Below are 14,665 nucleotides of genomic sequence, written 5' to 3' on the forward strand. Positions count from 1 at the left end.
CTGGTAGTTGATGACGTGGGTGACGTCGTCGATGTCGATGCCGCGGGCGGCGACATCGGTGGCGACGAGAATCTCAATCGTGCCTTCGCGGAAGGCGTTGAGGGACTTCTCGCGGGCCGGCTGCCCCATGTCGCCGTGCACGGCACCGACCGCGAACCCACGTCCCGCCAGATCCTCGGCCACCTCGGCGGCCGTGCGCTTGGTGCGGGCGAAGATGATCGTGCGGCCCCGTCCCTGGGCCTGCAGGACCCGCGCGGTCACGGCACCCTTGTCCATGCGGTGTGCCATGAACACCACCTGCTCGGTGGTGGAGTGGGTCTGGGCGGCGCCGACATCCTCCGCCCGGATGTGCACCGGCTGGCTGAGGAAACTGCGGGCCAGGGTGATGATCGGCCCCGGCATCGTCGCGGAGAACAACATCGTCTGATGCTCGTGCGTCAGGGCCGTGAGGATCTTCTCGATGTCCGGGAGGAAGCCGAGATCCAGCATCTCATCGGCCTCGTCGAGCACCAGGATGGCGACCTTGTCCAGCTGCAGGTCCCCGCGCTGGTACAGATCGATGAGACGACCCGGGGTGCCGACAACAACGTCCACACCCTTGTTCAGCGCCTCGATCTGTTCCTCGTAGGGGCGGCCGCCGTAGATGGTGGTCAACCGCACCGGGATCTTCGTGGCGGCGCGCGCCAGGTCCTCGCCGACCTGGACCGCGAGCTCGCGGGTCGGCACCACCACCAGGGCCCGCGGGGTGCCGTCGAGCTCCTCGACATCGGCGGAGTCGAAGACGCGGTCCAGGAGAGGCACGCCGAAACCGAGGGTCTTGCCCATGCCTGTGCGGGCCTGCCCGATGAGATCCGTGCCGTCGAGCGCCAGCGGGAGCGTCAGCTCCTGGATGGCGAAGGTGCGGGTGATCCCCTGCGCGGCCAGCGCCTCGCAGATCTCCACCGCCACACCCAGTTCAGCGAACGTCGGGGAGGCGGACTCGGAAACTGCGGAGGGCGTGGATGGCGAGGTAGATGCGGACACAACCTAGATACTAACGTCCCCGGTCTATGATGGGGCCCATGGATATCAAGATCGGTTTTGCAGATTCGCCCCGTGAACTCGTCATCACCACGGAGGACAACCAGGATGACGTGGCCAACCAGGTCGCTGAGGCCCTGAACAACGACCACGCGACCCTGCAGCTCACCGACGCCAAGGGAGTGCGCTACATCGTCCGTGCCCGCCAGATCTCCTACGTCGAACTGGGCACCACCACGCAGCGTTTCGTCGGTTTCGCCGGCGCCTAGGGTGCGCTGAGCACTCCCCATGAATTCCCGCCCCACCACATCGGTACTGGCCCGATACGCCCGTGAACTGGGATGGCGTGCCTACGCCATCCCGGTTCTGCTGGTCATCACCATCTGGGTGCTTGTCGACGTCTTCACGGCACCCGCCGAGCCCGCCGACAACGATGCGTCCGGCCCGGACGGTTCCGTGACGACGGAGGAGTCAGGCGAGGAAGAACAACCGGAACGCCGCACCGGGCCGGATCCGGCCCGGGCCCCGGACCTGAACCTGCCTCTCGATCAGCTGCCTCCCGGCGGCCCCTACACCGAGCAGGGTGAGGGGACCTTCCGCGCGGTGGGTACCCCCGGTATGACCGCGGGTGACGGAGAGGAGGTGGTCGTGCGCTTTGTCGTCGAGGTCGAGGACGGGGTGGACACCGCCGGTTCCGGTGGCGACGATGCCTTGGCGGCCATGATCGACGCCACCCTGTCGAACCCGAAGGGCTGGACCAACGACCCCGCTTTCCGTTTCGAGCACGTTGGCCCGGATGATGATCCGGACATGCGTATCCAGCTCACCAGTGTCGGCACCACGCGCGAGGTCTGCGGTGGCCGCGACCTCGAGATGGAGACGAGCTGCCACATCCGCCTCAACGGGGTCAGCCGTGTTGTGCTCAACGAGTCCCGGTGGGTCCGCGGAGCGGCGCCCTTCAACGGCGACCTCGGGTCCTATCGCCAGTACCTGGTCAACCATGAGGTCGGCCACGGAATCGGCTACGCCCCGCACGAGGCCTGCGGGGGCGACGGTGAGCTGGCGCCGATCATGATGCAGCAGACCCTCTCGCTCAACAACGCCGAGCTGTACTCCCTCAATCCGGACGAGGTTTACCCTGATGAGCCGGTGACCTGCCTGTACAACCCGTGGCCCTACCCGCGCCCGGAAGTCCTCTAGGGGGGGGATGAGCGTGTACCAGGAGACTGTTCCCGCCCACGTGGTCGACGCCTTCCAGGGCGAGCCCGGCATGCCGGAACCGGCCGGACACGGTTGGGACCACGGCTGGCGGATCGGGCCGTACGTCTACTCGCGTGCCTCCGGGGTGGCGGCCGGCTGGTCGGCGAAGCTGCGTGTCTCGCTCCAGGTGGACGGTGTGCGACTGGCGCGCCCGGTACGGTCCACGGACGGTCGCTTCGTGGTCGCCGGGTGGAAGGCTTCCACGTGGATCGACGGTGAGCTTGCGCGCCGGGTGGATGAGACGGTGCTGGTGGCCCTGCGTCTTGCCACGGCATTGCAGGATCAGCCCACGCCGCCCGAGCCTGAGCAGGCCGATCCCTTTGTGCTGGCTGATCAGCGGGCCTGGGAGGAGGATGCCCCGGAGTACCGGCCCATCGACGGTCCGGTGCAGGTGGGGCACGCGGACCTGCTGGCCAGCACGCTCTACCACGGCTCGCAGGCGCCTGTGATCACCGACCTGGTTCCCTTCTCCGCCCCTCGCCCGGCGGCGTACACGGCTGCGCTGGTGATTGTCGATGGTCTCATCGCCGGAGCCGTGGATGACGGCATCGTCGAGCGTTTCCGTCACCTGCCGGATCTTGACCAGTTGCTGCTGCGGGCTGTGAGTTATCGGCGCCACGTCAATGACCTGCACCCGGAATCTAATTCGAACGCGCGTTCGCACATTCGGCGGGTGGAGGACCTCCTCATGTCCGGGGCAGCTGATACAACTTAGGGCATGACGTCGCCTGCCCCCACACCCGAGGTCCGCCTGGTCGCACGGGAGGATGCTCCCGCCCCTCGTACCTGGTCGTTTCCCCTCCCGCAGTCCGGTGTGTGGCGGGTGACCGGGCCGGCGGGGTCCGGGGTGTCCAGCCTGCTGGTGGACACCGTCCTCGAGCGGATCGCGGCCGGGGCCGACCCCACCGGCATTCTCGTCGTCGCCTCCTCCAAGGAAACGGGTGCGATGCTCCGCCGCGAGCTCACCGACCGGCTGTCCGGCAGTAACTTCGCCTCCGAAGCCCCGCTCGTGCGGTCCATCCACTCCCTCGCATTCGCCCTCCTGCGGCAGGCCTCGGAGGAACCCATCCGTCTCATCACGGGTGCAGAACAGGACGCGGTCATCCGCGATCTGCTCGCCGGTCACGCCGAAGAAGGACGCGGTCTGTGGCCGGAGGAGAACCGCCCGGCGCTCACCTTCGTCGGTTTCGCCCGCCAATTGCGTGATTTCCTGCTGCGCGCGGCGGAACGTGGGCTGTCCCCAGAGGATCTGCAGACCCTGGGCCAGCACCATGGGCGCGGCATCTGGACCGCGGCCGGTGACTTCCTCCGCGAGTACGAGCAGACGATGGCACTGTCCGCAGCGTCCAGCTACCGCAGCTACTCCGCCTCCGAGCTGGTCAGTGCGACGCTGGAGAAGCCTGTGGAATCCCAGTGGCACACCCTGATCGTCGACGACGCGCAGCACCTCGACCCCACCTCCGCGGAGCTCATCCGACGCCTCATCCCCGGCACCGAGCTGGTGGTCATCGGAGGGGACCCGGACCAGTCCATCTTCCGTTTTCGTGGTGCGACTCCGGAGTTCCTTCACGGGCTGGAGGTCAGCGATGAGATCCGGCTTCCCGAATCCCGTCGCCGGCCCTCGCGTGACGTCGTCATCGTCGACTCCCCGACGGTGCAGCACGCCTTCATCGCGGACCGCATCCGGCGTGCGCACCTGCTGGACGGGGTGGCCTACTCCGACATCGCCGTCATCGTGCGGTCGACCGGCCAACTGACACCGGTCCGGCGTGCCCTGCTCGCGGCCGGGGTGCCCGTGCACCTCAATCCGACCGATGTGGTGCTGTCCGAGCAACGTATCGTGGCCAACCTGCTCCTCGGGGTCCGTGCCCTCACCGAGGACCTGGGACCGGCCGATCTGGAGAACCTGTTGCTCGGCCCGGTCGGTGGTGCGGACCCGGTGACGCTGCGGCGACTGGTCCGTGGCCTGCGGCGCTTCGACCCGGGCACCCGTGGCATGGACACCCTGCGGTCCCTGCTGCTGCCCGATGCCCCATTGCCGGACTTCGGGGCTCTGCTCACCGACCGTGAACAGGCGATCCTCGATCGGATCCGGGGCGTCCTGGAGGCTGGCCGGGCGGCACTCGGCGGGGGAGTGGAGGACGTGCTGTGGGCTGTATGGTCCGCCACCGGCCTGTCTGATCACCTCCTTGCCGCCTCCCTGCGGGGCGGGGCAACCGGTTCCCAGGCGGATCGCGATCTCGACGCCATGATGGCGTTGTTCGACGCGGCCGGCGACTACGCCGAGCGGCGTCCCACCGGTTCGCTGCGTGGCTTCCTCACCCACATCGAGGAGCAGGAACTACCCACCGGTGTCCGTGACCGTCGCCTCGCCACCCCGGAGGCGGTCACCCTGCTCACCGCCCACGGCACCGTCGGTGGCCAGTGGGAACATGTCATCGTGGCCGGGGCCCAGGAGGGTGCGTGGCCCTCATTGGGGTCCACCGGGTCGTTGTTCGGCCAGGAGGAACTCGTCGAGCTTGTCGACGCCGGCATCGACCCCGACCTGCCCGTCTCCCACACCTCCGACCGGCTCAAGGAGGAACGACGTCTCTTCCACGTGGCCACCTCCCGGGCGGTGTCCTCCCTCCTGATCACCGCTGTCCACGCCCCGGACGCCGGTGAACCCACTGAGCCCTCCCGTTTCATCGACGACTACTGCGCCACCCACGACATCGAGCTCCAGCGATTCGCCGCGGATCCGGCCGCTGAGAAGGCCGAATACCAGCCGCTGCACGTGCGTCTGCTGTCCGTCGCCGGTCTGTTGGCCGAGCTGCGCCGGGTGGTGTGCGACGAGAGTGCGCGTGCCGACGAACGGGACCAGGCGGCCCGCCAACTGGCCAGGTTGGCTCAGGCCGGTGTCCCCGGTGCCGACCCTCAGCAGTGGTGGACGACGACCTCGATGTCCTCCGGTGATTCACTGCCGGCAGTCACCGCACTGTCTCCCTCGCGTATCGAAGGACTCCTCACGTGCCCGTTGCGCGAAGTGATCCAGCGTCTGGTGACGGACGAGGAGACCCCCGAGGCCATGGTCAGAGGATCTCTGGTCCACGCCTTCTTCGAGGCGCTCGGTCGGGGTGCTGACCCGGAGGAGGCCACGGCGCTGACGGTCGCGGCGTGGGAATCGCTCCAGAAGAGTCCGTCCTGGATGCGCCAGGCGGAGAAGGAGGCCTTCACCTCCCTCCTCCGCGAGACCGCGGGCTGGCTCCGGGCGCGCGGGATCAACTACACACCGGTCGGTGTCGAGGTCGGCGTCGATGTCGAGGTGGCTGACGGGGTGCGCATCCGGGGACGAATGGATCTGCTGGACAAGGACAGCGGTGACCGGCACTGGGTGGTCGACCTCAAGACCGCGCGGTCGGCGGTCAGTCACAACGATGCCGAGGCCCACCTACAGCTCCTGGCCTACCAACTGGCCCTCAGTCGGGGTGTGGTCCGGGATGGCGAGGTCACCGACCCGCTCCCGGGGGAAGCCCCCCTGCAGGTGGCGGGCGGCAAACTGGTGTTCCCCGCGCACGTCACGGACAAGCACGGGGTGGCCGAGCGCGATCAGATGCCCCGCACCCCGGAGCAACTGGAGGAGTTCGCGCACCTGCTTCCTCCGCTGCTCGAGGACATGCGCGGACCTGTCCTCACCGCCCGTGCCAACGACCACTGTGAACGATGCACAGTACGTGGCATCTGCCCCATCCAGCCCGAAGGAAAGGTGATCACCCGTGCGTGAGACCTCCCCTGTTCTCCTCTCCAAGTACCTCGGGCAGGAGTTCCCGCCGACCGAGCAACAGGCCGCCATCATCGGTGACCGCCCCGGGCCGCTGCTCGTCGTCGCCGGTGCCGGAGCCGGAAAAACCGAGACCATGGCCGCTCGCGTGGTGTGGTTGGTGGCCAACGGGCTGGCCCGCCCCGACGAGATTCTCGGACTCACCTTCACCCGCAAGGCCGCGCAGGAGCTCGGCCGCAGAATCCGCCAGCGCCTGCAGACCCTGGCCGGTGTGCCCGCGATCCGGGACATCGATCCCACCGGGGAGCTGGAGAAGTCTCTCACCTCGATCGCCCCGACGGTGTCCACCTATGATTCCTACGCCGGGCAGCTCATCCGTGAGTACGGCCTGCTGGTGCCGGTGGAACCGGCGGCCCGGATCATCACCGACGCCGACCTGTACGCGATTGCCCATGAGGTGGTCTCCGACTACACGGGCGAACTGGGTGCGACACAGCAGGTGGCGACAGTCACCAAGAACCTTCTCAAGCTCATCGACGAGATGAACAACCAGGTCATGAGTAGTGAGGACCTCATCGAGGAGACCCGGGCCTTCCTCCTCGGCATGGAAGAGCTGCCCCTCGACGGCACCAAGGACTACACCAAGCCGTCGTTGAAGTGGCCGGAAGTTCAGAAGCTGCGGTTGCAGTACCTGCCGCTCATCCAGGCACTCCGGGCGGAGCTCAAGCGACGCGATGTGGTGACCTTCAACGAGCAGATGTCTGTGGCCGCCCGCCTGGCCGCCGAGCACCCGGCCATCGGTGCCGGCCAGCGTTCCCGCTACAAGGTGGTCATGCTGGACGAGTACCAGGACACCTCGCACGCCCAGAGAATTCTGCTGTCCAGCCTGTTCGGGCAGGTGGACGAGGGGAGCACTGTCACAGCTGTCGGTGACCCCATGCAGTCGATCTACGGGTGGCGCGGTGCCACCGCCGAGAATCTGACCGCCTTCGTCGAGGATTTCCGCCTCGGCACCGCCACCACCGCCAAGAAGGAGCTGACCACGTCCTGGCGTAATCCACCGGAGATTCTCGCCCTGGCGAATGCCGTGTCCGACAGCGTGCTCGGCCGCGGCTCCGAGAGAGCCGTCGCTGCGCTGGAACCGCGAAAGGGGGCATCCCCTGGCGAGGTCACCCTCGGTTTCTACGCCGACCAGAACGATGAGATCACCGCGGTGGCCGATCTCATGGCGCGCGAATTCCACGCCCGGAAGGAGGCGGGGGAGAAGTTCACCGGGGCCGTCCTGGTGCGTGCCAACAAACACTCCCAGCCGATTGCCGACGCACTCAACGAACGAGGCATTCCCTTCGAGATCGTCGGCCGGGGAGGACTGCTGCGGACCCCGGAGGTCGCCGACATCGTCGCACTGGCCACCATGCTCATCCGCCCGCAGAATTCCACTGCGGCACTCCGCGTGCTCACCGGCCCCATGGTCGGCCTCGGCCTCAGCGATCTCGTCGCACTGGGTAGACGGGCCAAGAACCTCACCGGACAGGGAAAGACCGTCGACCATCCGGAGGGGGCAATGGAGCGGCTGGCCTCCCAGTTGGCGGAGCTCACAGCGGATCCACCGGACCAGGTGCCCGGGTTGACCGATGCCGTCGCAGACCTCGGCGAAAGAGGACGCTACTCGGCGGAGGGTGTGCGGCGCCTCGAGCTGTTGTCCTCCCGTCTGCGGCAGTTGCGCACCACCAGTCTCAGCAAGGCCCTGCCGGATCTGTTCACCGACATCGAGACGGTGTTCCAGGTGCGCACCGAGGTGCTCGCCTCCGGCAACATCGCCGGCGCAGTCCACCTCGACCGCCTCCACGATGAGGTCGCCGCATACTCCGGAGACACCCTCAGTGGCCTGCTGGATTACTTCGCGCTCGCTCTCACCCATGAGGACGGGCTGAAACCCGGTGAGGTGACGGTCCGGGAGGACCAGGTGCAGATCCTCACCGCGCACAAGGCGAAAGGGCTGGAGTGGGACGTGGTGGCCGTCGTGCACGCCGACTCCTCGACCTACCAGGCCACCGTGTCCACCTTCCTCACCAACGTGACCAAGGTCCCGGACCCCAGCTTCACGGCACTTGCGGAGGCGGAGGACCGCAAGGATTTCGAACGCCTGGTCAACGGTGCCAAAGCGACCAAGACCCGCGACGAGGTGGTCGGTTGGCTCCAGGAGCGTCGGAAGGCCGAGGAGGAAGAGGCCTCACGACTGTTCTACGTCGCCATCACCCGCTCTGAGAGGGTGCTGTCTGTCACGGGTTCCCGGAGGATCACCAACGCTGACCCCTACGAGCATCTCCGCCGGCTCACGGAGATTGCCCCGCAGGCGGTTGTCGCATGGGAAACGGAGAAACCGGAGGCGTCGGAGGATGCCGACGTGCCCTCCGGCCCGGAACCGGAAACCGGAATGTTCCCGCAGCTGCAGCCCACCCCGCAGGCACTGGCCGGCGCTGACATGGTCCGTCGCGCGATGGCGGATCTGCCGGCGCAGGCCGCGGGTGAGACCTTCGACTTCTGGGAGAGGGAGGCCTCCGCACTCATCGAGGAGTGGGAGGCGGCCCGGGCCCCGGTGGTCAACGTGGAGTTACCGGGTGAGCTCACCGCCACCGACCTGGTCAACCTGCGGGCCGATGCATTGCAGTTCGCCCGCCGTCAACGTCGCCCCGTGCCGTTCAAACCGAACCAGTACGCCAAGCGTGGCACCGCGTTTCACGAATGGCTCGAGGACCGTTTCGGGGCGAGTGCTCTGCTGGACGAAGAGCAGCTCCCGGGGATCGACGAGGCTCCGGTGGATGCGGATCACCTGGCACAGCTCAAGGAGAGCTTCCTGGCCAGCGAGTGGGCGGAGCGGACACCCCAGTTCGTCGAGCAGCCCTTCGAGGTGAGCATCGGAAACGCCATCGTCCGTGGCCGCATGGACGCGGTGTTCCGCGATCCCGACAACCCGGAGGGATGGCTCATCGTCGACTGGAAGACAGGTCGCCCGCCGAGCGGCGCCGACCGGAAGGCCGCCATCATCCAGCTGGCCGTCTACCGGGAGGCCTGGCTGCGGATTCTCGACGATCCGCACGCCCCGGTGCGGGCCGCGTTCCACTACGTCGGCTGGGGAGAAACCCTCGAGCCGCACGACCTGCCCAGTCGAAAGGACCTGGAGGGACTGCTGGCGGACGCGGTCGTCGATAAGCAGTAGAGTCAGGTCCACGACAGGAAAGGAGAAGCGGGCATGCGCGATCGTATCCGCGAGCGTTTCCGTGGGGACACGGAGCTCAGCAGTCTGCCGCACCATGCGTTGCTCGGGATCATCAACATCCCCGGTGCCATCGCGGCGAGTCCGTGGTCGCTCATCGGGCGGCGCGTGCTCTACGCCTTCCTGCTGCTGTTCCTGGTGGCTCTCATCGTCTACCTGGACAAGGACGGCTACTCCGAATCGCTGACGTTCATCGACGCGTTCTACTACTCGGCGGTGTCGTTGTCGACGACCGGATACGGCGACATCACCCCGGTGACGCAGTCCGCGCGCCTGATGAACATCGTGGTGATCACCCCGATCCGGATCGCCTTCGTCATCCTGCTCGTCGGCACGACCCTGTCGGTGCTGACGGAGAATTCCCGCAAGACCCTGCAGATCCAGCGTTGGAGGAAATCCGTGCGCAATCACACCATCGTCATCGGCTACGGCACCAAGGGCCGGTCGGCCGTCGCCGCCCTGCTCGCGGACGGGGTGGCGCCGAATCAGATCGTCGTCATCGACACCGACAAGCAGGCCCTGGCGCGCGCCGAGAACCAGGGGCTGGTCACCGTCTACGGCTCCGGTACCAAGGCGGATGTGCTCAGGATCGCCGGTGTCACCCGGGCGCGTGCCGTGGTGGTCGCCCCCAGTGTCGATGACACCGCCGTGCTGGTCACCTTGTCCGTGCGGGAGATCGCGCCCTCGGCGATGATCGTGGCCAGTGTGCGTGAGTCCGAGAACCAGCACCTCCTGGAGCAGTCGGGTGCTGATTCGGTGGTCATCTCCTCCGAGACGGCCGGCCGCATGCTCGGCCTGGCCACCGTCACCCCGTCGGTGGTGGAGATGATGGAGGACCTGCTCAGTCCCGACGAGGGCTTCTCCGTCGCCGAACGCCCCATCGCCGAGGACGAGGTCGGTGCCAACCCGCGGCACCTCGCGGACATCGCCCTGGGGCTGGTGCGCTCCGGCGAGCTCTACCGCATCGACTCTCCGGAGGCCGAGACCGTCGAACCGGGTGACCGTCTGCTGTTCATCCGCCATGTCACCGGGGAGGACGTGAAGAGTGTTCCTGCCGATCGGCCCCGCGGGTGAGGTTCCGGTCGACGCCTCCGGCGCCCCCGTCCGCCTGACTCAGCCACCCGGGCCTCCGTCCGCCCACCTGACCGTCCAGGTCACTGCCGACGTGTCGGCGGTTCGGATGAGCCTGGCGGAGCTGGAGGCACTGCTCCCACCCGGTGGCCGGGTGGTGGATCCGCGGGCGTTCGGAACCCACCGCACGGTGTCCCGGGCGGTGGCGTTGCTGCGGCACCGCGACCAGTCCGGTTTCGATCCGGCGGACGGTTCTCCGCTCTATTTTGAGGCTGACGGGGTGGTGGCCGTGGGCTCCGGCGGGCGACGGATCTTCCCGCGGGTCGATCCGGCAGTCATCGGCCTCGTCGAACTCGCCGGTCACGACCGCATTCTGCTGGGCCGCAACATCCGACGTGGGGGTTACTGGTCGCTCATCGCGGGGTACGTCGAGCACGGGGAGAACCTCGAGGAGGCCTTCGCCCGGGAGGTGCGCGAGGAGACCGGGCGGCGGGTCACCGACATCCGCTACTGGGGCAGCCAGCCCTGGGCGGTGAGCGGATCCCTGATGGTGGGATTCACCGCGGTGACTGCCGATGAGCATCCCGTGGGGGAGACCGACGGGGAACTCATCGAGACGCGGTGGGTATCGCGCTCGGAGCTTCACGAGCTACCCCTGGCCCGGGCGGGATCGATCGCGCATGCGATGATCAGCCAGTGGAGGGACCAGTGCAGCGACGAATGAAGGAGAACATGGACCGCCCCGTGATCGATCTGTCGGATCTCGACGAGGACCAACGCGTCGCCGCCACCGCGCCCCGCGGGCCGGTGTGCATCCTGGCCGGCGCCGGTACCGGCAAGACCCGGACCATCACCTACCGGATCGCCCACCTGATCGCGCAGGGGTTCGTCAGCCCGAATCGGGTGCTGGCTGTCACGTTCACCTCACGTGCCGCCGGTGAGATGCGGCATCGTCTGCACCTCATGGGGATCGGCGGTGTCCAGGCGCGGACCTTCCACGCCGCGGCCCGCCGTCAGCTGTCCTACTTCTGGCCCCAGGTGGCCGGCTCCCTGCCGTGGCGGCTGCTGGACAACAAGTTCCCGCTCGTCGGTCGCGCGGCTCGCGGGGTGGGGGTGGAGTCCACCACGGAAAACGTGCGAGACCTTCTCGGTGAGATCGAGTGGGCGAAGGCCAGCCTCATCACCCCGGACCAGTACGCCGAGCGCATCGTCGGCACCGACCGCACGCCGCCGGTACCGGCGGCCAAGGTGGCGGAGGTCTACCGCCGCTACGAGGCGGCGAAGACCACCGAGGAGGGCATGCTCCTCGATTTCGACGACCTGCTCCTCCATGTCGCCGCTGCCCTGGAGAACGCCCCCGGCGTGGCCGATGAGTTCCGCGAGCAGTACCGCACCTTCGTCGTCGACGAGTACCAGGACGTCACCCCGCTGCAGCAGCGGGTCCTCAACGCCTGGCTCGGGGACCGCGATGACCTCACCGTCGTCGGCGATGCGAACCAGACGATCTACTCCTTCACCGGCGCCACCCCCAGCTACCTGCTGGATTTCCAGCGCACCTACGACAATGCGACGATCGTCAAACTGCAGCGGGACTACCGCTCCACCCCGGAGATCACCGATCTGGCCAACACCGTGATCGGACAGGCGGTCGGGCGCGCCGCGGGCACCCGCCTGGAACTGCAGGGCATGCGCCCCAGCGGGCCGGAGCCGACGTTCCATTCCTATGACGACGAGCCCACGGAGGCCCGCGAGGTGGCCGGGCAGATCCTCACCCTGCTGGGCCGCGGGGTGCCGGCGAGCGAGATCGCCGTGCTCTACCGCATCAACGCCCAGTCCCAGGTCTTTGAACAGGCGTTAGCCGATGCCGGCATCGTCTATCAGGTCCGCGGTGGGGAAGGTTTCTTCAACCGTCCGGAGATCCGCCAGGCGATCTCCGAGCTGGTGCGCGTCGCCCAGCGCACCGATCTTCCCGACGACCCGGTGGCCGTCACCCGTGCCGCCCTGGCCCCCATGGGACTGACCCCCACCGAGCCCGAGGGCGCGCAGGCGCGCGAGCGTTGGCAGTCCCTCGTCGCCCTGGTCGACCTCGTCGAAGAGCTGGTCCGCGCCCAGCCCGACCTCGATCTCACCGGAATCCTCCAGGCTCTGCGGCAGCGCGCCGACTCCAAGCACCCCCCGACCGTCGAGGGGGTCACCCTGGCCAGTCTGCATGCCGCGAAAGGCCTCGAGTGGGATGCGGTGTTCCTCGTCGGACTGGTGGAGAACACCCTGCCGATCTCGCACGCCATCAAGGCCGGGGCGCATCAGGTGGAGGAGGAGCGGCGCCTGTTCTACGTCGGCATCACCCGTGCCCGTGAGCATCTGCATCTGTCCTGGGCGCTGGCCCGTCAGGAAGGGGGACGGAAGTCCCGCTCCCGCTCCCGCTTCCTCGACGGCGTGGTGCCGCAGCTGGAGATCGAACAGGTCCCGGCCCGCACGGTCCGCCCCAAGCGGTGCCGGGTGTGCGGCGGGCCGCTGGGCACCCCGGGGGAGAAGGTCATCGGCCGCCACGAGGACTGCCCGTCGGGAGCGGACGAGGAGGTCTTCGACACCCTCCGCGCCTGGCGTGCCGAGACGGCCCGTGAGGCCGGTGTCCCCGCCTACATCGTCTTCTCCGACGCCACCCTCATGGCACTGGCCGAGGCACTGCCCGCCGACCGCAATGAGCTTCTCGACGTCCCCGGCGTCGGCCCCGTCAAGGTCGAGCGCTACGGCGCGCAGTTGCTCGCCGTCATCGGCGCCTTCCGCTGACGCAGCGCGAAACACACCGGACACCGCGGGTGGGAGTGCATCACCTCCCGGGTCACCCCCACCCACGGATCGGTGATCGTCACCTCACCGGGGGCAGGTGACAGCGGGGCGACTCCCGGTGGGGCCGGTACGCCGGCCAGCGCGGCGATGAGGGCTCCCGCCTGCCCGGCGACCATCCCCTCTGCGGCCGGGGACGGGCTGGCCGGCCCACCCGGAAGCTGGGTGACCACCCGGTGCCACTGGGTGTCGCGGTCGGTGTGGTGGAGATCGTGGCACAGGGGGCAGGGGCCGGCGGCGTCGATACGCAGCGGTCCGATGACACCCCGGTGATCGACCAAAGACACCGGCACCGACGTGGGCGCGAACCGGGTGAGCATCGGTGCCATGGCGCGTGAATGCGCCAGGCGGTCGACCACCACGACCGGCACCGTGACCTCCGCTGCAGCCAGGTAGGCGTACTCGGATTCGCCGCGGACGGGGGAGCGGACCGTCACCCCGCTCGTATGGAGTATGTCCACCAGCTGCTGCGCCAGACGGCCCCGGCCCAGCAGGATCACCGAGTGTTCCTCCTGCGGCACCAGGATACGGTAGGCGCACAGGTCATCGAGCAGGCTCTCGGCGGCGGCCCGATCGAGTCCCGCCGACGTGAGGGTGGTGACCAGTTCCGTCCGGGGCCGGGCGCGCCGGGCCCGCAGGAGTGCCGACATGATCACCGGGGCCAGTGTGGTCTCGACGACCCCGGCCCGTGTCGCGTCCACGCCGAACTGCAGTGCGTCCCGCCCCCGCAGGTAGACGTGAGCACCGTGAGCCAACCGCAGTGTGGTGACATCCCCCATGCGCCTATCTGACCACAGATACAATGCCGTGTCATGCCGTCCAACGTTGAGGTCATCCGCTCCACCCGTCGCCACCGCACGGTGCAGGCGCGCATCGTCGGCGACACCGTCGAGGTGCGGATCCCGGCGCGTATGAGCTCCGCCGAGGAGGAGAAGGCGGTGGCCGACATCCTGACCAAGCTGCGGCGCACATCTGTCTCCAGCGCCACCTCGGACAGTCAGCTGCAGGAGAGGGCCGAGCAGCTCAATCGGCGCCACCTCGACGGGCAGGCGCGGATCGGCTCCATCCGGTGGGTGAGCAACCAGAACACCCGCTGGGGGTCCTGCACACCCTCCACCGGGTCAATCCGGATCACTGACCGCCTGCAGCAGGTGCCTGACTACGTCCTGGATGCGGTGATCCTCCACGAACTGGTGCACACCTTCATCCCCGGCCATGGCCCGGAGTTCTGGGAGTGGGCTGACCGGGCCCCGCAGGCCGAACGTGCGAAGGGTTATCTGGAGGCCTATCAGCGCTTCGGGTGAGCGCTTGCCGGAGGCGGACGCAACAGCAAGCAGCGCCCTGTTCCGCATGAGGAACGGGGCGCTGTGGGCTGCGAACGGGCTACTTCTCCGGAGAGCCGTCGGATTCGGTATCGCCGTCGGTGTCCT

General features: G+C 68.1%; 11 protein-coding genes. 9 read left to right on the forward strand and 2 right to left on the reverse strand.

Features of this window, described 5'->3' with window-relative positions:
* A partial coding sequence (locus Q4F73_RS05825) for a DEAD/DEAH box helicase (RefSeq protein ID WP_303358418.1) occupies positions 1–1,023 on the reverse strand: 1,023 nt, incomplete at its 3' end.
* Positions 1,024–1,061: 38 nt separating this feature from the next.
* Here Q4F73_RS05825 and Q4F73_RS05830 point away from each other — a divergent pair.
* The 8 genes from Q4F73_RS05830 to Q4F73_RS05865 are packed head-to-tail and all read left to right on the forward strand — an operon-like array spanning position 1,062 to position 13,178.
* Complete coding sequence (locus Q4F73_RS05830) at positions 1,062–1,289, forward strand: DUF3107 domain-containing protein (protein ID WP_303358419.1); 228 nt, start codon at positions 1,062–1,064, stop codon at positions 1,287–1,289.
* A gap of 19 nt (positions 1,290–1,308) precedes the next feature.
* Positions 1,309–2,220 (forward strand): DUF3152 domain-containing protein, encoded by a 912-nt coding sequence (locus Q4F73_RS05835; protein WP_303358420.1) that lies wholly within the window; start codon positions 1,309–1,311, stop codon positions 2,218–2,220.
* A gap of 7 nt (positions 2,221–2,227) precedes the next feature.
* Positions 2,228–2,995: a TIGR02569 family protein gene (locus tag Q4F73_RS05840; protein ID WP_303358421.1), complete on the forward strand. Its 768-nt coding sequence runs from the start codon at positions 2,228–2,230 to the stop codon at positions 2,993–2,995.
* 3 nt (positions 2,996–2,998) lie between these two features.
* A complete protein-coding gene (locus tag Q4F73_RS05845) occupies positions 2,999–6,043 on the forward strand; it encodes an ATP-dependent DNA helicase (RefSeq protein ID WP_303358422.1) in 3,045 nt (1,014 codons plus the stop codon).
* Positions 6,036–9,260, forward strand: a complete 3,225-nt coding sequence (locus Q4F73_RS05850) for an ATP-dependent helicase (protein ID WP_303358423.1) — start codon at positions 6,036–6,038, stop codon at positions 9,258–9,260. Before Q4F73_RS05845 ends, Q4F73_RS05850 begins: the two co-directional genes overlap by 8 nt.
* A gap of 33 nt (positions 9,261–9,293) precedes the next feature.
* The gene (locus Q4F73_RS05855; protein WP_303358424.1) at positions 9,294–10,391 is read left to right on the forward strand and encodes a TrkA family potassium uptake protein; all 1,098 of its coding nucleotides are present in this window, start codon (positions 9,294–9,296) and stop codon (positions 10,389–10,391) included.
* The gene (locus tag Q4F73_RS05860) at positions 10,363–11,112 is read left to right on the forward strand and encodes an NAD(+) diphosphatase (RefSeq protein ID WP_303358425.1); all 750 of its coding nucleotides are present in this window, start codon (positions 10,363–10,365) and stop codon (positions 11,110–11,112) included. The genes Q4F73_RS05855 and Q4F73_RS05860 overlap by 29 nt, the downstream gene beginning before the upstream one ends.
* 20 nt (positions 11,113–11,132) lie before the next feature.
* Positions 11,133–13,178, forward strand: a complete 2,046-nt coding sequence (locus tag Q4F73_RS05865) for an ATP-dependent DNA helicase UvrD2 (RefSeq protein WP_303358432.1) — start codon at positions 11,133–11,135, stop codon at positions 13,176–13,178.
* Here Q4F73_RS05865 and Q4F73_RS05870 read toward each other — a convergent pair.
* Positions 13,136–14,014, reverse strand: a complete 879-nt coding sequence (locus Q4F73_RS05870; protein ID WP_303358426.1) for a hypothetical protein — start codon at positions 14,012–14,014, stop codon at positions 13,136–13,138. The genes Q4F73_RS05865 and Q4F73_RS05870 overlap by 43 nt on opposite strands.
* Positions 14,015–14,047: 33 nt before the next feature.
* On the opposite strand from Q4F73_RS05870, the gene Q4F73_RS05875 reads away from it, so the two are divergent.
* Entirely contained in the window at positions 14,048–14,539 is a 492-nt protein-coding gene (locus tag Q4F73_RS05875; RefSeq protein WP_303358427.1) for a M48 family metallopeptidase, read from the forward strand.
* Positions 14,540–14,665: the final 126 nt, after the last annotated feature.

The organism is Corynebacterium sp. (genome assembly GCF_030535495.1).
Classification (GTDB): Bacteria; Actinomycetota; Actinomycetes; order Mycobacteriales; family Mycobacteriaceae; genus Corynebacterium.